The sequence below is a fragment of the Streptomyces gobitricini genome (assembly GCF_039532985.1).
Classification (GTDB): domain Bacteria; phylum Actinomycetota; class Actinomycetes; order Streptomycetales; family Streptomycetaceae; genus Streptomyces; species Streptomyces gobitricini.
On record NZ_BAAASR010000027.1, the window covers coordinates 41353 to 62266 of the forward strand.

Genomic DNA, 20914 nt, shown 5'->3' on the forward strand with positions numbered 1-20914 from the left:
GGCGCCGGCGCGGGGGGCGCCGGCGTGGGGGCACCGGGCGCGCGCCGTCGGGCGCGGGCGCAGGACCGCCGGGTCGCCCGGCGTGGGCCGACGGGTGCCGGGGCGTGGGCGCGCCGGGCTGGTTCGCGGGGTGTCAGGTGACGCGGCGCGCGGGGTGTTTCGCGGCGCGCAGGTGAGCCTCCGCGGGGAGTTCCGGAAGGGCCGCCGACTCGCGGACGTGCCGCAGCGCCCCGTCCCGGAGGCCCGACAGTGCCTCGTCCGGCGACACATGGGGCTCCAGCAGCAGCGACACGCGCGCCGAGGGTGCCGTCGGCCGGCCGGTGAGCCGGACGCGGGCGCGCGACACGCCGTCCAGCGCCTCCGCCTCCGCCTCCGCGGCGCCCTCCAGCGCCCGGCCCCGCAGCGCCGCGCTCTCCCCGTCCCGGCTGTCGACCAGCACCTCCGCGAGCCGGTGCCGCCGCAGCTGTGCCACCAGCCACCACAGCGCCAGGAGCACCAGCACCGCCAGCACGGCGACCACGACCGGCCAGCCCCACCGGGTGCGCGCCGACTCGCCGAGCAGCACGGTGTCCGAGCCCCGCCATGGCCACCAGGACGGCACGCCCAGGTCCAGGGCGGCCGCGAGCACCGCCCCGCCGGTGCACACCAGTACCGCTCCGGCGAGGCCCAGCAGGACCCGGTTGACGGTCCTCAGCATGTCCGTTCACCCCTTCCGGGCCGGTCGCACGACATGCACGGAGAGGCGCGGCGGCCGTGCCAGGCCGAGCTCCTCGACCGCGGCCCGCAGCGCGGCGTCCAGGTCGGCACCTACATAATCGAGTTCGCGGAAGTGGGCCACCGCCCGTACCGCCGCCTTGTGGCGCCTCGCCCGTACCCGCACCGACTGCACGCCCGCCACCGCCATCGCCCGGTCGCGCAGCACGACCTCGACCGCTTCCCGCCGGAGCCCGGCGCGCAGCGGTTCGGCGTCGGGCCGCATGGGCAGGACGGAGCGCAGCCCGGGCGTGCAGGCCAGTACGAGGAGCCAGAGACCCAGCGCGATCGCGAGCCCGGCTCCGACGACCACCACCACGTCGTCGAGCTGGCGGGTGGCCAGGTCGTCGGCGAGGACGCGGCGCCAGCGCATGCCGGGCCGTCCGGCGCGTACCGAGGCGACGTCGTACAGCAGCAGCCCCGCTCCGGCCAGCAGCAGCAGCGCGAGCAGGGCTGCGGGGACGCGGCGCGTGGACCAGAAGCGGTGTGCGCCGCCGCGCACCGGCTCCTCCAGCACCGGGACACGCTCGGCGGGTGCCGGTTCGGCGGGGGCGGCCTGGCTCATCGGACCCTCCCGCCGCTCTTGTCGCGCTCCCGTGTGTACGGGGAGTGCAGCCGTTCCACCTGCACCGCCACCTCCGGTACCTCCATGCCCGCCAGTGTCCGCACGCGCCGGGCCACGTGGCGGCGTACGGCGGCGCACTGGGCGCCGATGTCGGAGGGGTAGCCGAGTTCCAGGTTGACGCGGACGCGCGCGGTGTCCCGGTGCACGACGACCGCCGCGTGCGGCGGCCGGCCGTGGACGCCGCCTCCCATGCCGTGCGTACCGCCCCGGCCCGTACCGTCCTGGCGCGTGGCGCCTTCACCCGTACCGCCTGCGCCCGTACCGCCTTCGTCCGCCGGTACGCCCTTGAGCGCTTCCCGCGCCGCGTATGCGGCGATCTTGGCCACCACGCGGTCGGCGATCGTGGTCGCGCCTCGTTCCGCCGCGAGGACCCCCGTCACCGTGTCACCGCCGCCGGTCGTCGCGGTCACGGCCCCGGAGGAGATCACCGGGTTCCAGGTCCCCGTCCAGGAACCGTCCCGCCACGAAACCGACCGCCCCCAGGGCGGCCACCAGCAGAAACGCTCCGAAACCGCCGAAGTACCCGGCGAATCCGAGCGCCATTCCGGCCAACAGGCCGATCATCGCCATGCTCATCGTGCGCTCCTCATGCGGCCGGCTACTGGAGCCGGCTCTCCGGCTCTTCTTCCTCGTCCTCCGGCAGCTTCACGTCGCTGACCGCGACGTTGACCTCGACGACCTCCAGGCCGGCCATCCGCTCGACCGCCGAGATGACGTTCTCCCGCACCGCGCGGGCGACGTCACGGATCGGGACGCCGTACTCGACGACGATCTCCAGGTCGAGTGCCGTCTGCACCTCTCCGACCTCGGCCTTCACACCCCGCGTGACGTCCGGCTTGCCGCCGGGCACGCGGTCGCGCACCGCGCCGAAGGTGCGGGAGATACCGCTGCCCATCGCGTGGACGCCGACGACATCCCGCGCCGCCAGCCCGGCGATCTTCTCGACGACCCCGTCGGCGACGGTGGTGCGCCCCCGGGACGCCGGATCGCCGGTGCTGCCGTCCCGCTTGGCCATGGAGGTCTTCCTGGTCTCCTCGGCCGCCGGTTCCCTGACCCGGGCCGCCCTGGCGGCCTGGTCGGCCTGGGCGGACTGCGACGCGTCGTCGGTCATCACCGTTATCCCTTCAGGAGGTTTTGCTCTCCTTTGCTCACATTAGGGGTGGTTGCCGGATCTCGCGCCGGGGATACGGCAGGCTGGGGACATGACGACGTCTGACGGATGGGTGACGACCGTACGGAGCCGGATCGGTCTGGGCCGGCTGCTTGCGCTGGGGGACCCGGCGGACGGGGCGTGGATCGCGGAGCGCGCCGCGGACGCGGTGTTGCGCCACACCGCACGGCAGGTGCCGGGGGTGTATCCGGGCCGGCTCCGGATCGGCCTCGTGGACGCCGGGTCCGCGCCCGCGCCCTCCTTCCCGGCCCCGCCGGCCTCTCTGCCACCGGGGCCACTGCGGATCGAGGCGGATTTCGCCGCGCGGTACGGCGTACCGCTGCCGGACATCGCCGAGCGGCTGCGCACGGCCCTGGCGGCGGCGTCGGAGCAGCGGCTGGGGATGGCCGTGTCGGAGGTGGACCTGCGCGTGACGGCCCTCCTGGACACCCCGCCGGATCCCCCGGCCGCCACTCCCCCACCCGGGGGGGAGCCCGTCCCGCAGGACGACCCCGCGGCCGGCGCGGCGGCCGCCGTCGCGGGGGTGGCACGGCTGACGGCGGTGCTGGGCCCTCCCGTGCACCGGGCGCCCGATCATGTGCGTGTCGAACTGGCGACGGCCCCGGGCCACCGGGCCCTCGATGTGGCACGGGCGGTACGCGGGGCCGTCGGCGGCGAGCTGCCGGTGACCGTGGTGGTCACCGACGTCGTCCTCGAGGGGCCGGGCTAGTCGGCGAGGCCGGCCAGGTCACGCAGACGGCGCGCCTGCGACGCGCGCTCGGCCGTCCGCTGCTCCTCGTACGTGCGCTCCTGGGCGCCGCGCAGCAGCGCCTTGGTCTCGATGACCGCGTCGCGCGGCGCCGCCAGCAGCGCGCCCGCCAGGTCCCGTACCGTGGCGTCGAGCTCGTCGGCGGGCACGACGACGTTGGCCAGCCCGATGCGCTCGGCCTCGTCGGCGTGGACGAACCGGCCCGTGGCGCAGATCTCCAGCGCGCGGGCGTAGCCGACCGCCGCGACGAGCGGGTGCGTACCGGTCAGGTCCGGGACGAGGCCCAGGCTGGTCTCGCGCATCGCGAACTGCACGTCCTGGGCCACGACCCGGAGGTCGCACGCCAGGGCGAGCTGGAAGCCCGCGCCGATCGCGTGCCCCTGCACGGCCGCGATCGACACGATGTCGTTACGGCGCCACCAGGTGAACGCCTCCTGGTACTCGGTGATGACGGCGTCGAGTCCGGCGTCGGAGCCGCGTGCCAGATCGAGGAACGACGGCTCACCGTCGAAGCCCTCCGGCGTGAACGCCTGCCGGTCGAGTCCGGCGGAGAAGGACTTGCCCTCACCGCGCAGCACCACGACCCGCACGCTGCCCGGCAGCGACCGTCCGGCCTCCGTCAACGCCCGCCACAGAGCGGGGGACTGGGCGTTGCGCTTGGCCGGGTTCGTCAGGGTCACCGTGGCAACGGCGTCCTCGACGGTGAGCCGTACACCGTCCTTGTCGAGCACTTCGAGGACTGGGTCGAGCGAGGTCATGGGGCGCCTCCGGGTCCGGTGGAGCGTGCAGCCATCAAGTGACTGAACAGTAACCACCCGGCCGACACTGCGATCGACCGGGTGGCCCTGCCGGAACCGGTGGGGCCGGACGAGCCGCGCTCGGATGTCGGGTCGCTGGGGCCGTCAGGCCGAAGCGGCCTTCTTGCCTCGCGTCGCTCCGCCGCGTCCACGCAGCGTGACTCCGGATTCGCTCAGCATCCGGTGGACGAATCCATAGGATCGGCCCGTCTCCTCGGCCAATGCCCGGATGCTCGCACCGGAGTCGTACTTCTTCTTCAGGTCTGCCGCGAGCTTGTCGCGCGCGGCGCCGGTCACCCGGCTGCCCTTCTTCAGAGTCTCGGCCACCCGTGCCTCCTCATGGGAAGTGCGCTCTGGTCTTCTCATGATCACCCCTCGGGCGCCTCCTGGCCAGCCATTCGACAAGGTCTGTGCCGCAAGGTTTCGCCGTCCCCGGGTCGCCGGCCGGGCCACGCGCCGGCACCGGTCGGTCCCCTGTGGGCGAATGGCCAGGTCAGCGGGGCGGAGGTGAAGGAAACGCAGCGTGTGGCCGGGACGGTAAGTCCGCCCGTCGCCACGCCGCAGTATGAGACGGACTCACTCAGATGATGGATCACGCGTAAGCCGAATGATCCATACGGGGACGATCAGGGCCGCGGCCCGGTGCCGAGCCGGCCGCGCCCCGGCCTCTCGTCCGGAGCCGCGCCCGTGCCCCCGCCCCTGGCCGTGGCCCTGGCCCGGGCGCGACGCGTGCCGCGCTCGGGCGCCGGGGTCATGCCAGGGCCACGAGGTCCGCGTAGTCCGCGCCCCACAGGTCCTCGATGCCGTCCGGCAGCAGGATGATCCGCTCCGGCTGGAGGGCGTCGACGGCGCCCTCGTCGTGCGTGACGAGGACGACGGCGCCCTTGTAGGTGCGCAGGGCGCCGAGGATCTCCTCACGGCTGGCCGGGTCGAGGTTGTTCGTCGGCTCGTCGAGGAGCAGCACGTTGGCCGAGGAGACGACCAGGGTGGCCAGCGCCAGCCGGGTCTTCTCACCACCGGAGAGGACGCCCGCCGGCTTGTCGACGTCGTCGCCGGAGAAGAGGAAGGAGCCGAGCGTCTTGCGCACCTCGACGAGGTCGAGGTCGGGCGCGGCCGACCGCATGTTCTCCAGCACGGTGCGGTCGGGGTCGAGGGTCTCGTGCTCCTGGGCGTAATAGCCCAGCTTGAGGCCGTGCCCCGGGGTGACCTGGCCGGTGTCGGGCTTCTCCACCCCGGCCAGCAGCCGCAGCAGCGTCGTCTTGCCCGCGCCGTTGAGGCCGAGGATGACGACCCTCGATCCCTTGTCGATGGCGAGGTCCACGTCGGTGAAGATCTCCAGCGACCCGTACGACTTCGAGAGCCCCTCCGCGGTGAGCGGGGTCTTGCCGCAGGGCGCGGGCTCGGGGAAGCGGAGCTTGGCGACCTTGTCGGAGGCGCGGACCGCTTCGAGTCCGGACAGCAGGCGCTCGGCACGGCGGGCCATGTTCTGCGCGGCGACGGTCTTGGTGGCCTTGGCCCGCATCTTGTCGGCCTGCGAGTTCAGGGCCGCGGCCTTCTTCTCGGCGTTGGCGCGCTCCCGCTTGCGGCGCTTCTCGTCGGCCTCGCGCTGCTGCTGGTAGAGCTTCCAGCCCATGTTGTAGATGTCGATCGTCGACCGGTTGGCGTCCAGGTAGAAGACCTTGTTGACGACGGTCTCGACGAGGTCGACGTCGTGGGAGATGACGATGAAGCCGCCCCGGTACGTCTTGAGGTAGTCGCGCAGCCAGACGATCGAGTCGGCGTCGAGGTGGTTGGTCGGCTCGTCGAGGAGCAGGGTGTCGGCGTCCGAGAAGAGGATGCGGGCGAGCTCGACGCGGCGGCGCTGGCCACCGGAGAGGGTGTGCAGGGGCTGGCCGAGGACACGGTCGGGGAGCCCGAGCGCGGCGGCGATGGTGGCGGCCTCGGCCTCGGCGGCGTACCCGCCCTTGGTGAGGAACTCGGTCTCCTGGCGCTCGTACTGGCGCAGCGCCTTCTCCCGGGTGCCGCCCTGTCCGTTCGCGATGCGCTCCTCGTTCTGCCGCATCTTGCGCAGCAGGGTGTCGAGGCCGCGGGCCGAGAGGATGCGGTCGCGGGCCATGACGTCGAGGTCACCGGTGCGGGGGTCCTGCGGGAGGTAACCGACCTCGCCGGAGCGGGTGATCGTGCCGCCGGCCGGGACACCCTCGCCGGCGAGGCACTTGGTGAGGGTGGTCTTGCCGGCGCCGTTGCGGCCGACCAGGCCGACGCGGTCGCCCTTGGCGATGCGGAAGGTGGCGGACTCGATGAGAACGCGGGCGCCGGCGCGCAGCTCGATGCCGGAAGCGGTGATCACGGACAGACTCCAGGGCGGTGTGGAAGACGGCGGAAGGACGGCGGGTGCGGTGGCTTCGACGCCGGTCTAATGCACAGGGAGAATGGCCATACGGCCCAGTCTAACGGGCGTGTGCAACTGCTTTTCGGCCATGCCGGAGCCCGGCGCGACCCTGCGCCGGGGTGTGGGAGTTCAGGGCCCGGGCGGGCCGGTGCCCCGGGCGGGCGGACGACGACGCGGGCCTCGGCATCCGCGCGGGGCCGGGACGTGCGCGGGGCCGGGACGTGCGCGGGTCCAGGGCGTGCGCGGGGCCGTGGTGCCGGTGGCGGGTAGGTCGCGCGGCTGAATCGCCGGACGGCTCCCCCGGCGCTTCCCCGGCCGGGGGACGGGGGCCGCGCCGACGGAGGACGCGCCGATCCGGCCGTGGGCGCCTCGCCGGAGGGGTGCGGCGCCGAGGAGTGCCGCGAGGAGCCGGACGCGAGGGCACGGGAGGGCTGCCGGATCGCGGTGGCGGCGGTGAGCGGCAGGCCGGACTGCCGGCGCGGGGGCCGGCCGCGGCGGGTGACGTCGGAGGCCCGGACGCCCGGCTCGGCGGAGCAGGGTTCCACCAGAGTTGACGGCTCCACCGGGGCTGCCTGGCGGGGCCGACTGTCCCGGAGCAACACCTTCCGGTGACCCGGGGGCTGCTCCGGCCGCGTTGTCAGTGGTGGGTGCCAGACTGAGGAACAGCTGAGATCCGGGTCACAGTCGCAACGCCGAAAGGTCGGGGGCCGCGAGGTCGCAAGGTCGAAGTCGAGCGCCGAATCGGAGAGTGGTCAGCATGACGCACGTACCGAGCATCTATCCGTCGATCCTGTACGAGGACGCGAAGGCGGCCATCAGAACGCTGAAGGAAGCCTTCGGTTTCACCGAGGTGAGTGTGTACGAGGGCGAGGACGGCTCCGTCGTCCACTCCGAGCTGGCTCTTGGGAACGGCATGGTGATGCTGGGCACCAAGGGAGGGGACGGGGTCTTCGCCGAGGCGATGTCGGGCGCCGGTCCGGTGGGGGTGTACGTGGTGGTGGAGGACCCCGACGCGCACCATGCCCGGGCCGTGGAGCACGGGGTGGAGATCCTCATGCCACCCACCGACCAGGAGTACGGCTCGCGGGACTACATGGCGCGGGACGCCGAGGGCAACGTCTGGAGCTTCGGGACGTACGCCCCCGGCGCCGCCGGGTAGGGCCGGGGTCACGCTCCGCCGGTGTGGACCTGGAAGGCCGCGCGGCGCACCGCCTTGGCGAGGGCGGGGTCGGGGTGCGCCGCGGCCAGGGCGACCAGGACCTGGACGGTGCGGGGGTGACCCACGGCCCGGACCTCGTCGAGCAGGGCGGGGACCGTGCCCTGGACGGCGGACTCGAGGTGGCGGACCAGGAGGGTGCTCTCGCCGTGGTCGGCGACGGCGGCCGCGGTGTCCACCCAGAGCCAGGTGGCCTCCTCGCGGGTCAGGACGTCGGGCGCGTCGTCGGGGTCGGCGCCTTCGTACTCGGCGAGCCAGAGCAGCGCGTAGGGGCGCAGGCAGACCTCTTCGGCGGCGGCCCGGACCTCGGCCTCCGCGGGGGCGCCGACGACCCGGAGGGCTTCGAAGGCGAGCCCGCGCAGCAGGGCGTCCTCGCCGCGGGCGACGGCGAGCAGTTCGGTGACGGCACTGCCGACGGGGCGCGCGGCGAGCCAGGCGCGGTACTCGACACGGGCCGGGCCGGGAGTGAGGCGGGCGCAGCCGCGCAGCATGTCCTCGGCGGACTGCTCGATGTGGCCGGCGGGGCTCTGGGCGGCCACGCAGATCTGCTCCAGCTTCACCCACACGGCCCAGTTCCCGAGCGCGGTGAGGGTGGCGTGGCCGTCGCCGAGGGTCAGCGCGCCGACGGCGGCGAGGCCTTCCAGCGCCCAGTCGAGCAGGCGGGGCAGGGATTCGGGGCCCGGCCGGGGTTCCCCGTACGGCTCCCGGGGCCGCCCGGTGACCTCCGGCCGCGGGGCTGCCGGGACCTCGCAGCGTTCCTCGCGGAGTTCGGCGACGCGCTGGCGGAGCAGGTCGAGCAGGGCCGGGACGAGCACGGGACCCGCGGAGAGCTGAAGGAGGGAGAGGACCTGTGGGACGGCTTCGACGACCTCGGCGACGGAGGCGGGGGTGACGTCGGCGGGCGCCGGGTGGACGAGCGACCAGGCGTCGAAGAGGGCGACCCAGCCGCGCAGGACGGCGGAATCGTCCCGGTCCCAGGCGCGCAGGCGCCAGCCGGGGCGGGCGGTGTCGCCGTGCAGTTCGACGAGGCCGGCGAGCCTGGCGCGGTCCCAGCCGGCGCGGACCTGAGCGGGTGTCAGGCCGAGGGCGGCGGCTGCCCGTTCCGTGGCCGACATGGCGTCCGGGTCGTGAGCGCGGTCGCGTTCGACGGCCGCCCAGCGCGCGATGCGCACGGCGTCGGCGAGCACCGCCCTCGCCTGTCGGGCCAGCTCGGCGGGCGGCGGGGTCCCCTCCGGCGGCCGTGGCACCGGCCGGGTACGCCGGGTCGTCACGGCCCGTCGGGCCGTGGTCAGGGGCCGCGGACGGACGAGTCGGAGTCTGGAATTGCGCGCCAGTTGCTCATCAGGCTTTCGAGACGTCACAGGGGCAGTCTTCCCGCTGACGCCCCGAAAGCCCAAACGGAATCCGATTCGCCGGGTTCGTGCCCCGGGCAGGGCCCGTTCGCGGGCCGTTCGCCGGTGATGTGCGGAATCCGGGCGCGGGAGCGGGCAGGGGCGCGGCCGGGGGTCAGATCAGGGAGGTGAGGAATCGGCGCATCGTTTCCTCGTAGCGGTGCGGGTCGGCGTTCCACATGGCGGCGTGGGGGGCGTCGCGGACGGTGTGGAGGGTGACCAGGTCGGCCCGGCGGGCGGCGAGCTCCTGGGAGGTCCGCCAGGGGGCGAGGCGGTCGTCGGGGCCGTGGAAGACGAGGGTCGGGACGCGGAGCCCTCGCGGGTCGGCCGCTTCGGCGAGCCGGTCGCCGTGCACGCCGGTGCTGCCCTGGGCGGCGCGGACGGCCAGCGGGAGCAGCGGGGCGGGGACACCGCGGGCGGTGGCGAGAGCCCGCAGCGTGACCTCCCAGTCCAGTACCGGGGAGTCGAGGACGAGGCCGCTGATCCGGTCGCGGAGTCCGCAGTTGGCGGCGGCGTGCAGCGCCATGGAGGCTCCGGTGGACCAGCCGTGGAGGACGACGCGTTCGGCTCCGTGCCGGACGGCGTGGCGGATCGCGGCGTCCAGGTCGCGCCACTCGGAGTCGCCGAGGTGACCGAGTCCGCCGGCGGGGCGGGGCGCTCCCGGGTCACCGCGGTAGGCGAGGCCGAGCACCGGGAGGCGCATCCGGTGGAGGAACCCCATGACGTTCATGGGGTGCTCGCGGGTGGTGCCGATGCCGTGCACGGCGATGACCCAGGTGGAGCGGGCGGCGGGCACGAACCAGGCGGGCAGGACCCCGAGTTCGCCGGGGATCTCGACGTCCTGGTATTCGAGGCCGAGGGCGTCGGAGGGGGTGCCGGTGTGGAGCTGTGGTGTGAGCCTGACGTGGTCGCCGGCCTCCAGCCGGCCGCTGACGACACGTTCCAGGCGTCGTACGACGGTGTCGGCGGTGTGCGGCACGTCGTCCAGTACGGGGCCGACCACGGCGTGGACGCCGGGGCCTGCCAGACCGTAGACGCCGGGGCGCCGGGAGACGAGGCAGCGCGTCAGGGAAACCCGCCCCGGGGCCGTGGCGTGCACGGTGAGCCTGGGCTCGCCGGGCAGGGGGCGGCCGGGCGGCACCTTGAGCGCGGCGCCGCAGGCGTACCGGCCGGCCGCGACCGCGGCCGCGCCGGCACCGATCAGGGTGGTGACGGCCGCTGCCGTCGCTGTAGCCGGGCGCACCGCTCCAGTGTCGGCACGAGCGGGCCCGGATGCCAGTGGGCGGCGTTCACCGGCGTGGCGCCCGGCAGGGTGGCCACCACGCGGTGGCGGGCCGCGCGGTCAGCGGGGCCGGCCGTAGCCGCGGAGCTTCTCGGCGGCCTCGTCCAGTTCGGCGGCCGACAGGAGGCTGGGGGTGAGCCCGGGTACGGAGCTCGCGGTGAGCCAGACGCGGCACATCCACTCCAGCTGGGACGTTCGGTCGTAGGCCTGGTCCAGGGAGTCGCCGTAGGTGACGGTTCCGTGGTTCCGCAGCAGGCAGCCCGTGCGGCCGTCGAGGGCGCCCAGCATGTGAGCGGCCAGCTCCCCCGTTCCGTAGAGGGCGTACGGGGCGACGCGGACGGGGCCGCCGAGGGCCGCGGCCATGTAGTGGATCAGTGGGAGTTCGGTGACCAGCGTCGAGACGGCGGTGGCGTGCACGGCGTGGGTGTGCACGACGGCGCGGGCCGTGGTGCGGCGGTAGATCTCCAGGTGCATGGGCAGCTCGCTGGTGGGGGCGAGCCGGCCCCGTACCTGGGTCCCGTCCAGGTCGACGGCCACGACGTCGCCGGGGGTGAGGCGGTCGTAGGGCACACCGCTGGGCGTCACGAGGACGAGCTCGCCCACCCTCGCGGAGACGTTTCCCGAGGTTCCGACGACCAGCCCGTCCGTCACTGTCCTGCGGGCGGTCCCGACCACCGAGTCCCACGCCCGCTCGATCGCGTCCTGTGTCATGCGTCCGATCCTGTCAGCCGCTCCCCGCCCCGTCCGGGCGGCCCCGCCCGCGGGGCCCGGAGCTGCGCCACGCACAGCGGGGCACGCGCGCCCCGGGCGCCCCCGGGTGCGGCGCGGGGCGGGGCCGAGCGGCGCGTCATGGTCTGCGGGCGGCGCGGCGGCCGTCCGGGCGGCGACCCGGGGGCGTGCCACCTGGACGGGCCCTCGCGGCCCTGCGTCGCCGGGCGCAGGGCGTGAGCGCGGCCCCGAGGGCGGGCGTGGCCGGTGGAGCCCCGTGTGCCGCCCCGGGAGCTCGCACGGCGCGTACGGCCTGCCCGTCGGACCGGCGGTCCGGCGTCCGGCGTCCTCGGGGGCGCTCCCCTGGCCAGTGGGGCTGGGTCGCGGCGGGGGCTGCGCGAGGGCGGCGAGCAGCCGCGAAGTCCACGCATGGCGGGCCCGACGGCATCTCCTGTGCGGCGGGTACGCGAACGCCGGCAGCCCGGGCGGCGGGAGCGCGGGCGACGGGGAGCCGCGGAAGGGAGGCACCGCGGGGCGGAGGCGGCGGGGAAGCGGCAGGGCGGCGGGGAGCAGGCGTCACGGCGCCGGGAGAGCCGCGGGGCGGTGGCACCGGAGGCCGGAGGCATCGCGGGGCGGGGGAAAGGCGGACCGGGGCTTGGGGTCCGGTACGGGGGAGGAAGGGGCATGGAGGCGGGAAGTGACCAGAATCTCTTCTGTCGGCCGGTGCGCCGACTGAAGGATCTTCACAGGAGGGCCCGAAACGCCCGAATCACCGGGTTCCCGCCCCTCCGGCCCGTAAAGAGAGCCGGAAGCGGAATGGTTCGGATCCGGCCCGAGTCACCATGGCGCCCGACCCAGTTCACCTTCCGTTCACTCAGGTTGCTTACGTTCGGCGAGCCACTGACGTCGAACGATTGCCTGGGTAAATGGAACACATCACGCTGCTGCTCGCCATTGTGGTCGTGACAGCTCTAGTGTTCGATTTCACGAACGGTTTCCATGACACCGCCAACGCGATGGCGACCACCATCTCGACCGGCGCGATGAAGCCCAAGACGGCGGTGGCCATGTCCGCCGTGCTCAACCTGGTCGGCGCCTTCCTGTCCGTCGAGGTCGCCAAGACGATCTCCAGCGGCCTCGTCAACGAAGAGGGCATCCAACCGGAAGTGATCTTCGCGGCGCTCGTCGGCGCGATCCTGTGGAACCTGCTCACCTGGCTGGTCGGCCTGCCTTCCAGTTCCTCCCACGCCCTCATGGGTGGCCTCATCGGCGCCACCGTCGCCTCGGTCGGCCTGAGCGGCGTCAACGGCGGCGTCGTCGTCACCAAGGTCCTGATCCCGGCCATCGCCGCGCCGCTGGTCGCCGGCCTCGCCGCGATGCTGGCCGCCCGCCTGACCTACAAGGCCGGCGCGAACATCGACGAGAAGACCGGCCGCAAGGGCTACCGCGCCGGTCAGATCACCTCCGCCGGTCTGGTCTCCCTGGCCCACGGCACCAACGACGCGCAGAAGACCATGGGCATCATCACCCTCGCCCTGGTCGCCGCCGGTGTCCTCGCCCCCGGCTCCAACCCGCCGGTCTGGGTGATCGTCTCCGCCGGTGTGGCCATCGCGCTCGGCACCTACCTGGGCGGCTGGCGCATCATCCGCACCATGGGCAAGGGCCTCACCGACCTCCAGCCGCAGCAGGGCTTCGCCGCCCAGACCAGCGCGGCGGCCGTCATCCTGGCCTCGTCCAACCTGGGCTTCTCGCTCTCCACGACGCACTCCTGCTCGGGCGCCGTGATGGGCGCGGGCCTCGGCCGCAAGGGCGGCGTGGTCCGCTGGTCCACGGCCACCCGCATGTTCGTCGCCTGGGGCCTGACCCTGCCGGCCGCCGGCCTGGTCGCCGCCGCCTCGGAGTTCGTCACCCAGCAGGGCGACTGGGGCGTCGCCGTCGTCGCGGTCTTCCTCGTCACCTCCTGCGCCGCGATCTGGTTCATCTCCCGCCGCCAGGTCGTCGACCACACCAACGTCAACGACGTGGACCCCGAGGGCGAGGACGAGCCCGCGGGCGTCGTGACCACCGCCATCGCGGCCGTCACCCCGCCGCCGACCGGTGCCGTCGCGGCCGGCACCTCCGACGACCTCAAGGCCACCATCCCGGCTCCGGCCGGCGAGACCACCTCGGCTCCCGCCGCCACGGTGTAAGGAAAGAACATGAAGATCGACTGGGCAGCTCTCGGCTCCGTCTTCGGGGTCAGCCTCCTGGCCACCGTCGCACTGGTGGGCCTGTTCACCCTCGGCATCGTGGGCCTCTCCAAGCAGGAGACGGCCTCAGCGAACGGCGGCTCGGCCGCCCTCGCCCGGACGGGCGCGTACGCCTGCTTCGGGCTGTGCGCGGCGGCCGTGGCGTACGGGATTTTCCTGATCATCACCTGAGCCGACAGCTCACGGCGCCCCCGGAAACGGATCTCCGTTCCGGGGGCGCCGTCATGCCTGCCGTCATGCGCGCCGGGTGCGGGCGCCCGGGTGGCCCGGTGTGTGCCTCGGCACAACCTCCCGCCGCAGGTCAACGGCGAGTTGACGGGCGTTCGCGGGGCGTGGTGGACTGCCGGGGCCATAACGGCGGCAGGAGAGGAAGCCGGTGCGAATCCGGCGCGGTCCCGCCACTGTGAGTCCGGCCCCGCGGGGCGGATGAGTCAGGAACTCTCGTCGCCGGTCACGTCGAGCCAGGGCGCGGACCCTGAGTGAGGACATCGCCCATGCCCGGCTGCCTGTCAGCTGTACGGAAACGCTCGTGCCCCAGAGGTCGGCGAGGCGTATCGGCGGACTGACCCGATGCGCAGTGACCATGTCTTCGCGTACGGCGCCGCCGCCGGGCTCGCCGCCGACCTGTTCCTCGCCGATCCCCGCCGCGGTCACCCCGTAGCGGCCTTCGGGCGCGCCGCCGGCGCGGTGGAGGGCGTGCTGTGGCGCGATCACCGCGCGTGGGGCGTGCTGCACGCCGTGGTGTGCGCCGGGGGCGCTGCCGGGGCGGCGGTGCTCGTCACCCGCGCGGTGGCGAACCGGGGCGCCCTTCCCGTCGCGCTGACCGCCGCTTCCGTGTGGGCCGTCGTCGGCGGTACGTCGCTGGGCCGCGAGGCCCGCGCCATCGGCGGCGCGCTGGCCGCGGGTGACCTCGAGGTCGCCCGGGAGCGGCTGCCGCACCTGTGCGGGCGGGATCCGCAGGCCCTGGACGGCCCAGGCATCGCCCGCGCGGTCGTCGAGTCGGTCGCCGAGAACACCTCCGACGCCGTGACCGGCGCCCTCGTGTGGGGCGCCATCGGCGGCGTACCGGGCCTGGTGGCGTTCCGGGCGGTGAACACCCTGGACGCGATGGTCGGGCACAAGTCCCCGAGGTACCGCCGCTTCGGCTGGGCCTCCGCCCGCCTCGATGACGTGGTCGGGTGGCCCGGCGCCCGTCTGACGGCCGTCCTCGCGGCGGTCGCGGGCGGGAGCCCGCGCGGCGCGGTACGGGCCTGGCGGGCCGACGCGGCGAAGCACCCGAGCCCCAACGCGGGCCCGGTCGAGGCGTCGTTCGCGGGCGCGCTGGGCGTACGGCTCGGCGGGACGCTCTCGTACGGTGGCCGCGTCGAGCACCGGCCCGTGCTCAACGGGGAGGGCCGGGCCGTGGAGGTGCCGGACATCGAGCGGGCGGTGCGGTTGTCGCGCCGGGTGAGCGCCCTGACCCTCGCGGTATGCGTGGGCGGGCGGCTGGCGTACGGGGCGATCAAGCGGAGGCGTACATGAGGGGCGGGGCATGAAGGGCGGGAGCATGAACGGCGGGGGGCTGCTCGTCGCGGGCACCACGTCCGACGCGGGCAAGAGCGTCGTCACGGCCGGCATCTGCCGCTGGCTGGTACGGCAGGGCGTGAAGGTCGCGCCGTTCAAGGGGCAGAACATGTCCCTGAACTCGTTCGTCACGCGCGAGGGCGCGGAGATCGGGCGCGCGCAGGCCATGCAGGCGCAGGCGGCGCGCGTCGAGCCGACCGCGCTGATGAACCCGGTGCTGCTCAAGCCGGGCAGTGACCGCTCCAGCCAGGTCGTGCTGATGGGCAGGCCGGTCGGTGAGCTGAGTGCGCGCGGCTACCACGGCGGACGGCAGCAGGCGCTGCTCGGCACGGTGGTGGAGTGCCTGGAGGAGCTGCGGAACACGTACGACGCGGTCATCTGCGAGGGTGCGGGCAGCCCGGCGGAGATCAATCTGCGGCGCAACGACATCGTCAACATGGGCATCGCGCGGGCCGCGCGCTTCCCGGTGGTCGTGGTCGGCGACATCGACCGGGGCGGGGTCTTCGCGCAGTTCTTCGGGACGACGGCGCTGCTGGCGCCCGAGGACCAGGAGCTGGTCGCGGGCTACCTGGTGAACAAGTTCCGGGGCGACGTGACGCTGCTGGAGCCGGGCCTCGACATGCTGCTGGGCCTGACGGGGCGCCGGACGTTCGGTGTCCTGCCGTACGCGCACGGCCTCGGCATCGACGAGGAGGACGGGCTGCGGGTCTCGATGCGCGGCGCCGTCCGCGAGTCGGTGGTGGCGCCGCCGGTCGGCGAGGACGTGCTGCGGGTCGCCGTCTGCGCCGTACCGCTGATGTCCAACTTCACGGACGTCGACGCGCTGGCCGCCGAGCCGGGCGTGGTCGTGCGTTTCGTGGACCGGCCCGAGGAGCTCGTCGACGCCGACCTGGTCGTCGTGCCCGGCACCCGCGGGACGGTGAAGGCGCTGGCGTGGCTGCGCGAGCGGGGCCTCGCGGACGCGATCACCCGGCGGGCCGCCGAGGGCCGTCCGGTGCTCGGCGTCTGTGGCGGGTTCCAGGTGCTGGGCGACCACATCGAGGACGAGGTCGAGTCGCGGGCGGGCGAGGTCACCGGGCTCGGCCTGCTGCCGGTGCGCGTCCGGTTCGCGCCGGAGAAGACGCTCGCCCGGCCGGTCGGCGAGGCTCTCGGCGAGCGGGTCGAGGGGTACGAGATCCACCACGGCGTCGCGGACGTGCAGGGGGGCGAACCGTTCCTGGACGGCTGCCGCGTCGGGGCCGTGTGGGGCACCCACTGGCACGGCTCGCTGGAGAGCGACGGCTTCCGCCGGGCGTTCCTGCGCGAGGTGGCCCGGGCCGCCGGGAGACGTTTCGTCCCGGCGCCGGACACGTCTTTCGGCGCGCTGCGCGAGGAGCAGCTGGACCGGCTCGGCGACCTGATCGAGGAACACGCGGACACGGACGCGCTATGGAAGCTCATCGAGCAGGGCCCGCCCACAGGACTTCCCTTCATCGCACCCGGAGCGCCTTCATGAGCAACGCACCCCACTACCCCTTCACCGCGATCGTCGGGCAGGAGGACCTGCGGCTCGGGCTGCTGCTCAACGCGGTGTCCCCGGCCGTCGGCGGCGTCCTGGTACGCGGTGAGAAGGGCACCGCCAAGTCGACGGCCGTCCGCGCCCTCGCCGCCCTGATGCCGGACGTGGACACCGTCGCGGGCTGCCGCTTCTCCTGCGCGCCCGGATCCCCCGACCCCGGCTGCCCGGACGGGCCGCACACCGTCGCCGAGGCGGTGCGCCGGCCCGCCCGTATGGTCGAACTGCCCGTGGGCGCCTCCGAGGACCGGCTGGTGGGCGCGCTGGACATCGAGCGGGCGCTCGCGGACGGCGTGAAGGCGTTCGAGCCCGGTCTGCTGGCGGACGCCCACCGGGGCGTGCTCTACGTCGACGAGGTGAACCTCCTCCACGACCACCTGGTGGACCTGCTGCTGGACGCGGCCGCCATGGGCGCCTCGTACGTGGAGCGTGAGGGCGTCTCCGTACGGCACGCGGCGCGTTTCCTGCTGGTGGGGACGATGAACCCGGAGGAGGGCGAGCTGCGGCCGCAGTTGCTCGACCGGTTCGGGCTGACCGTGGAGGTGGCCGCCTCGCGGGAGCCCGAGCAGCGGGTGGAGGTCGTGCGGCGCAGGCTGGCGTTCGACGACGACCCGGCCGGCTTCGCGGCGCGGTGGGCCGGCGAGGAGGCCGCGCTGCGCGAGCGGATCGTGGCGGCGCGGGCGCTGCTGCCCGGAGTGGCCCTGGGGGACGCGGCGCTGCGGCAGATCGCGGCGACCTGCGCGGCGTTCGAGGTGGACGGCATGCGCGCCGACATCGTGATGGCGCGTACGGCGACGGCGCTGGCCGCCTGGGCGGGGCGTACGGACGTCACGTCCGACGACGTGCGGCAGGCGGCGCTGCTGGCGCTGCCGCACCGGCGCAGGCGCAACCCCTTCGACGCGCCGGGGCTCGACGAGGACAAGCTGGACGAGACGCTGGAGGAGTTCGGGGGCGGGGACGACGACCCGGACCCGGGCCCGGACGGCCCTGGTGGCGGTCCCGGCGGTGGCGGCGTGCCCCCGCAGGGCGGCGAGCAGGACGGTGGACCGGACCGTGAGCAGGACGGCGGGCAGGACGGCGAGTCCGCCGCGCCGGAGGAGTCGCCCGCCCCGGCTCCCGCGCCCGGCCCCGGCGGGGGCGAGCAGGCGCCCGTCAAGGCCGCCGAGCCGTTCCGCACGAAGGTGCTGAGCGTGCCGGGCCTGGGCGAGGGCGCGGCGGGGCGGCGTTCCCGCGCGCGTACCGAGCACGGCAGGACGACCGGGGCGCGGCGCCCTCGGGGCGCGCTGACCAAGCTGCACCTGGCGGCGACCGTGCAGGCCGCCGCACCGCACCAGCGGGCGCGCGGCCGGTCGGGGCCCGGGCTGGTCGTACGGCGTGACGATCTGCGGCAGGCGACGCGCGAGGGGCGCGAGGGGAACCTGGTGCTGTTCGTGGTGGACGCGTCCGGTTCGATGGCGGCGCGGCAGCGGATGGGCGCGGTGAAGGGTGCCGTGCTGTCACTGCTGCTCGACGCCTACCAGCGGCGCGACAAGGTCGGGCTGGTGACCTTCCGGGGCTCGTCGGCCGATCTCGCCCTGCCGCCCACGTCGTCGGTCGACGCGGCCGCCGCCCGCCTGGAGCAGCTGCCGACCGGTGGGCGCACCCCGCTCGCGGCCGGGCTGCTCAAAGCGCACGACGTACTGCGGGTGGAGCGGCTGCGCGACCCCGCGCGCCGCCCGCTGCTGGTCGTCGTCACGGACGGCCGGGCGACCGGCGGGCCGGAGCCCGTGGCGCTCGCCGCGCGGGCGGCCGGGCTGCACGCGGCGGAGGGCACCGCGTCCGTGGTCGTGGACTGCGAGACCGGGTTGGTACGGCTGGGGATGGCCGCCGAACTGGCCGGTAACCTCGGCGGCACCGCCGTCACACTCGACGAACTGCGGGCGGACGCCATCGCGGGTCTCGTCAGGGATGTCAGAGCAACTACCGGGAGGGCCGCTTAATGCCGCAGGGACAGCCGACCGTCGTACCGGACGACGGACTCACCACCCGCCAGCGGCGCAACCGCGCGCTGGTGATGGTGCACACGGGCGTCGGCAAGGGGAAGTCGACCGCCGCCTTCGGCATGGCGCTGCGCGCCTGGAACCAGGGCTGGCCGATCGGGGTCTTCCAGTTCGTCAAGTCCGCCAAGTGGAAGGTCGGCGAGGAGAACGCCCTCAAGGCGCTCGGCGAGACCGGCAAGGGCGGGACCGTCACCTGGAACAAGATGGGCGAGGGCTGGTCCTGGATCCAGCGCGAGGTCGCCGAGGGCGAGCAGTCGCACGAGGACAAGGCGCGTGAGGGCTGGGAGCAGGTCAAGCGGGACCTCGCCGGGGAGAAGTACAAGTTCTACGTCCTCGACGAGTTCGCGTACCTGCTCCACTGGGGGTGGATCGACACCGCCGAGGTCGTCGAGGTGCTGCGGAACCGGCCCGGTCAGCAGCACGTGGTGATCACCGGCCGCAACGCGCCCGCCGAGCTGTGCGAGTTCGCCGACCTCGTCACCGACATGTCGAAGGTCAAGCACCCGATGGACGCGGGTCAGAAGGGCCAGCGGGGCATCGAGTGGTAGCACGTCTCGTCATCGCCGCGCCGTCTTCGGGCGCGGGCAAGACCACGGTCGCGACCGGCCTGATGGCCGCGTTCGCCGACCGTGGTCTCGCCGTGTCCCCGCACAAGGTCGGCCCCGACTACATCGACCCGGGCTACCACGCGCTCGCCACCGGCCGCCCGGGCCGCAACCTCGACGCCTACATGTGCGGTACGGACCTGATCGCGCCGCTCTTCGCGCACGGCTCGCGCGGCTGCGACCTGGCCGTCGTGGAGGGCGTGATGGGCCTGTACGACGGTGCCGCCGACCAGGGCGAGCTGGCGTCCACGGCACAGGTGGCGAAGCTGCTGAAGGCGCCGGTGGTGCTGGTGGTGGACGCCTCGTCGCAGTCCCGGTCGGTGGCCGCGCTGGTCCACGGGTTCGCGTCCTGGGACCCGGAGGTGCGGATCGGCGGGGTGATCCTCAACAAGGTGGCCACCGACCGGCACGAGCACCTGCTGCGGGAGGCGCTGGGCGGGTCGGGCGTGCCGGTGCTGGGAGTGCTGCGGCGGGCGCCGGGCGTGTCGACGCCGTCACGGCACCTGGGCCTGGTGCCGGTCGCCGAGCGGCAGGCGGCGGCCGTGGAGGCGGTCGCGGCGCAGGCCGAGCAGGTGCGGGCGGGGTGCGACCTGGAAGGGCTGCTGGCGTTGGCCCGGTCGGCGCCCGTGCTGCCGGACGCGCCCTGGGAGCCGTCCTTGGAACCGGTCGGCGGGCGGCCGGTCGTCGCCGTCGCCGGGGGCGCGGCGTTCACGTTCTCGTACGCGGAGCACGCCGAGCTGCTGACCGCCGCCGGGGCGGAGGTCGTGCCGTTCGATCCGCTCCGGGACGAGGAACTGCCCGAGGGGACGCGTGGTCTGGTGATCGGCGGCGGGTTCCCGGAGATGTACGGGGCCGAGCTGTCGGCCAACGAGCGGCTGCGGAAGGCGGTCGCCGGACTGGCGGCGGCCGGGGCGCCGATCGCCGCCGAGTGCGCGGGGCTGCTGTATCTGGCGCGGTCGCTGGACGGACAGCCGATGTGCGGTGTCCTGGACGCGGAGGCGCGGATGTCGCAGCGGCTGACGCTGGGGTACCGGGACGCGGTGGCGGTAGGCGACAGTCCGCTGGCGGCGGCCGGGACGCGGATGCGGGGGCACGAGTTCCACCGCACGGTGATCGAGCCGGGCGCGGGCGTGGCGCCCGCGTGGGGGCTGCGGCAGCCGGTGAGGCGGCTGGAGGGCTTCGTCCAGGGCGGTGTGCACGCGAGTTACGTGCACACGCACTGGGCGGCGGTGCCGGAGACGGCGCGGCGGTTCGTGCGGCACTGCGCGGAGTCCGGCGCGGGGTCCGGGGCCGTCGGCGCTGGGTCCGGCGTGGGGTCCGGGGCCGCGTCCGGGGCGGGGTCCGGCGCGCCGTGACGGTGGTGGTCGGTGTGGGGGCCGGGCGGGGGGTGTCCGCCCCCGCGGTGCTCGCGCTGATCGGGGCGACGCTGCGGGAGGCGGGGCTGCCCGCGTCCGCGGCGGGCGAGTTGGCGACCGTCGACTCCAAGGCGGGTGAGCCGGGGATCGTCGCGGCGGCCGCGCGGCTGGGGATCCCGCTGCGCACCTACCCCGCACGGGAGTTGGCGCAGGTCGCCGTACCGCATCCGTCGGACGCGGTGCTGGCCGCCGCCGGGACGCCGTCGGTGGCGGAGGCGGCGGCGCTGGCGGGCGGCGGCGAACTGCTCGTACCGAAGCGGACGTGGGCGAAGGAGCGGGTGACATGTGCGGTGGCGCGCAGGCGATTGTTGAATGTGGGTCACGGGTACACCGGTGGGGAGACACCGGAGTGTTAGACCCTGTTCATGGAGCGCTACCGGGAGACCTCGCGTCTCCCGTCCCCCA

At 74.5% G+C, this 20914-nt stretch carries 20 protein-coding genes, 1 pseudogene and 1 riboswitch; of the genes and pseudogenes, 10 read left to right on the plus strand and 11 right to left on the minus strand.

Annotated features, from left to right (window positions below; translation table 11 throughout):
- Positions 1-133: 133 nt before the first annotated feature.
- From amaP to ABD347_RS23410, 5 genes are read right to left on the minus strand one after another with little or no spacing between them, the layout of a single operon-like run.
- Positions 134-697: an alkaline shock response membrane anchor protein AmaP gene (amaP, locus tag ABD347_RS23390; RefSeq protein ID WP_344364608.1), complete on the minus strand. Its 564-nt coding sequence runs from the start codon at positions 695-697 to the stop codon at positions 134-136.
- A gap of 6 nt (positions 698-703) precedes the next feature.
- Positions 704-1318, minus strand: a complete 615-nt coding sequence (locus ABD347_RS23395) for a DUF6286 domain-containing protein (RefSeq protein ID WP_344364611.1) — start codon at positions 1316-1318, stop codon at positions 704-706.
- Positions 1315-1788, minus strand: coding sequence for a hypothetical protein (locus tag ABD347_RS23400; protein WP_344364613.1), 474 nt, complete (start codon positions 1786-1788; stop codon positions 1315-1317). Before ABD347_RS23400 ends, ABD347_RS23395 begins: the two co-directional genes overlap by 4 nt.
- The gene (locus ABD347_RS23405) at positions 1763-1954 is read right to left on the minus strand and encodes a hypothetical protein (protein ID WP_344364615.1); all 192 of its coding nucleotides are present in this window, start codon (positions 1952-1954) and stop codon (positions 1763-1765) included. Before ABD347_RS23405 ends, ABD347_RS23400 begins: the two co-directional genes overlap by 26 nt.
- A 22-nt stretch (positions 1955-1976) precedes the next feature.
- Positions 1977-2393 (minus strand): Asp23/Gls24 family envelope stress response protein, encoded by a 417-nt coding sequence (locus tag ABD347_RS23410; protein ID WP_344365014.1) that lies wholly within the window; start codon positions 2391-2393, stop codon positions 1977-1979.
- A 187-nt stretch (positions 2394-2580) separates the two neighbouring features.
- Here ABD347_RS23410 and ABD347_RS23415 point away from each other — a divergent pair, with 187 nt between their 5' ends.
- On the plus strand, positions 2581-3258 hold the full coding sequence (locus ABD347_RS23415) for an Asp23/Gls24 family envelope stress response protein (RefSeq protein ID WP_344364618.1): 678 nt from the start codon (positions 2581-2583) through the stop codon (positions 3256-3258).
- Here ABD347_RS23415 and ABD347_RS23420 read toward each other — a convergent pair.
- The 3 genes from ABD347_RS23420 to ABD347_RS23430 all read right to left on the minus strand — a co-directional run bounded on the left by ABD347_RS23420 (position 3255) and on the right by ABD347_RS23430 (position 6444).
- Positions 3255-4055 carry an enoyl-CoA hydratase/isomerase family protein gene (locus ABD347_RS23420; RefSeq protein ID WP_344364620.1) on the minus strand — a complete coding sequence of 267 codons (801 nt, stop codon included), beginning with the start codon at positions 4053-4055 and terminating at the stop codon, positions 3255-3257. The two genes, ABD347_RS23415 and ABD347_RS23420, sit on opposite strands and share 4 nt — an antisense overlap.
- 144 nt (positions 4056-4199) lie before the next feature.
- Positions 4200-4421 (minus strand): helix-turn-helix domain-containing protein, encoded by a 222-nt coding sequence (locus ABD347_RS23425; protein WP_006123601.1) that lies wholly within the window; start codon positions 4419-4421, stop codon positions 4200-4202.
- 424 nt (positions 4422-4845) lie between these two features.
- Entirely contained in the window at positions 4846-6444 is a 1599-nt protein-coding gene (locus ABD347_RS23430) for an ABC-F family ATP-binding cassette domain-containing protein (RefSeq protein ID WP_344364623.1), read from the minus strand.
- 799 nt (positions 6445-7243) lie between these two features.
- Between ABD347_RS23430 and ABD347_RS23435 the strand changes: the two genes are divergently transcribed.
- Positions 7244-7645: a VOC family protein gene (locus tag ABD347_RS23435; RefSeq protein WP_344364626.1), complete on the plus strand. Its 402-nt coding sequence runs from the start codon at positions 7244-7246 to the stop codon at positions 7643-7645.
- Positions 7646-7653: 8 nt separating this feature from the next.
- On the opposite strand, the gene ABD347_RS23440 is transcribed toward ABD347_RS23435, so the two are convergent.
- The 3 genes from ABD347_RS23440 to ABD347_RS23450 all read right to left on the minus strand — a co-directional run bounded on the left by ABD347_RS23440 (position 7654) and on the right by ABD347_RS23450 (position 11086).
- Complete coding sequence (locus ABD347_RS23440) at positions 7654-9063, minus strand: hypothetical protein (protein ID WP_425575747.1); 1410 nt, start codon at positions 9061-9063, stop codon at positions 7654-7656.
- 145 nt (positions 9064-9208) lie between these two features.
- On the minus strand, positions 9209-10336 hold the full coding sequence (locus ABD347_RS23445) for an alpha/beta hydrolase (RefSeq protein ID WP_344364628.1): 1128 nt from the start codon (positions 10334-10336) through the stop codon (positions 9209-9211).
- A 99-nt stretch (positions 10337-10435) separates the two neighbouring features.
- Positions 10436-11086 (minus strand): class II aldolase/adducin family protein, encoded by a 651-nt coding sequence (locus ABD347_RS23450; protein ID WP_344364630.1) that lies wholly within the window; start codon positions 11084-11086, stop codon positions 10436-10438.
- Between the two features lie 923 nt (positions 11087-12009).
- On the opposite strand from ABD347_RS23450, the gene ABD347_RS23455 reads away from it, so the two are divergent.
- From ABD347_RS23455 to ABD347_RS23490, 8 genes and pseudogenes are all read left to right on the plus strand, one after another.
- Positions 12010-13272, plus strand: coding sequence for an inorganic phosphate transporter (locus ABD347_RS23455; RefSeq protein ID WP_344364632.1), 1263 nt, complete (start codon positions 12010-12012; stop codon positions 13270-13272).
- A 9-nt stretch (positions 13273-13281) separates the two neighbouring features.
- Positions 13282-13503, plus strand: a complete 222-nt coding sequence (locus tag ABD347_RS23460) for a hypothetical protein (protein ID WP_344364635.1) — start codon at positions 13282-13284, stop codon at positions 13501-13503.
- 195 nt (positions 13504-13698) lie between these two features.
- Positions 13699-13773, plus strand: a riboswitch (cobalamin riboswitch).
- A gap of 129 nt (positions 13774-13902) precedes the next feature.
- Positions 13903-14853: a cobalamin biosynthesis protein gene (locus tag ABD347_RS23465; RefSeq protein WP_344364638.1), complete on the plus strand. Its 951-nt coding sequence runs from the start codon at positions 13903-13905 to the stop codon at positions 14851-14853.
- Between the two features lie 25 nt (positions 14854-14878).
- Entirely contained in the window at positions 14879-16390 is a 1512-nt protein-coding gene (locus ABD347_RS23470) for a cobyric acid synthase (protein ID WP_344365019.1), read from the plus strand.
- Positions 16387-18429, plus strand: a complete 2043-nt coding sequence (locus tag ABD347_RS23475; RefSeq protein WP_344364641.1) for a putative cobaltochelatase — start codon at positions 16387-16389, stop codon at positions 18427-18429. Before ABD347_RS23470 ends, ABD347_RS23475 begins: the two co-directional genes overlap by 4 nt.
- The gene (cobO, locus tag ABD347_RS23480) at positions 18429-19037 is read left to right on the plus strand and encodes a cob(I)yrinic acid a,c-diamide adenosyltransferase (protein ID WP_344364643.1); all 609 of its coding nucleotides are present in this window, start codon (positions 18429-18431) and stop codon (positions 19035-19037) included. Before ABD347_RS23475 ends, cobO begins: the two co-directional genes overlap by 1 nt.
- Positions 19031-20449, plus strand: a complete 1419-nt coding sequence (locus tag ABD347_RS23485; protein ID WP_344364646.1) for a cobyrinic acid a,c-diamide synthase CobB — start codon at positions 19031-19033, stop codon at positions 20447-20449. The genes cobO and ABD347_RS23485 overlap by 7 nt, the downstream gene beginning before the upstream one ends.
- A gap of 5 nt (positions 20450-20454) precedes the next feature.
- Positions 20455-20835: pseudogene (locus ABD347_RS23490) on the plus strand (cobalamin biosynthesis protein); the annotation flags it as partial.
- Positions 20836-20914 lie beyond the last annotated feature (79 nt).

Coding starts and splice junctions, on each gene's coding strand:
- ABD347_RS23450 (WP_344364630.1), bottom strand. CDS start 11,086: ATGACACAGGACGCGATCGAGCGGGCGTGGGACTCGGTGGTCGGGACC.
- ABD347_RS23455 (WP_344364632.1), top strand. CDS start 12,010: ATGGAACACATCACGCTGCTGCTCGCCATTGTGGTCGTGACAGCTCTA.
- cobO (WP_344364643.1), top strand. CDS start 18,429: ATGCCGCAGGGACAGCCGACCGTCGTACCGGACGACGGACTCACCACC.
- ABD347_RS23475 (WP_344364641.1), top strand. CDS start 16,387: ATGAGCAACGCACCCCACTACCCCTTCACCGCGATCGTCGGGCAGGAG.
- ABD347_RS23415 (WP_344364618.1), top strand. CDS start 2,581: ATGACGACGTCTGACGGATGGGTGACGACCGTACGGAGCCGGATCGGT.
- ABD347_RS23465 (WP_344364638.1), top strand. CDS start 13,903: ATGCGCAGTGACCATGTCTTCGCGTACGGCGCCGCCGCCGGGCTCGCC.
- ABD347_RS23470 (WP_344365019.1), top strand. CDS start 14,879: ATGAACGGCGGGGGGCTGCTCGTCGCGGGCACCACGTCCGACGCGGGC.
- amaP (WP_344364608.1), bottom strand. CDS start 697: ATGCTGAGGACCGTCAACCGGGTCCTGCTGGGCCTCGCCGGAGCGGTA.
- ABD347_RS23460 (WP_344364635.1), top strand. CDS start 13,282: ATGAAGATCGACTGGGCAGCTCTCGGCTCCGTCTTCGGGGTCAGCCTC.
- ABD347_RS23395 (WP_344364611.1), bottom strand. CDS start 1,318: ATGAGCCAGGCCGCCCCCGCCGAACCGGCACCCGCCGAGCGTGTCCCG.
- ABD347_RS23405 (WP_344364615.1), bottom strand. CDS start 1,954: ATGAGCATGGCGATGATCGGCCTGTTGGCCGGAATGGCGCTCGGATTC.
- ABD347_RS23410 (WP_344365014.1), bottom strand. CDS start 2,393: ATGGCCAAGCGGGACGGCAGCACCGGCGATCCGGCGTCCCGGGGGCGC.
- ABD347_RS23435 (WP_344364626.1), top strand. CDS start 7,244: ATGACGCACGTACCGAGCATCTATCCGTCGATCCTGTACGAGGACGCG.
- ABD347_RS23420 (WP_344364620.1), bottom strand. CDS start 4,055: ATGACCTCGCTCGACCCAGTCCTCGAAGTGCTCGACAAGGACGGTGTA.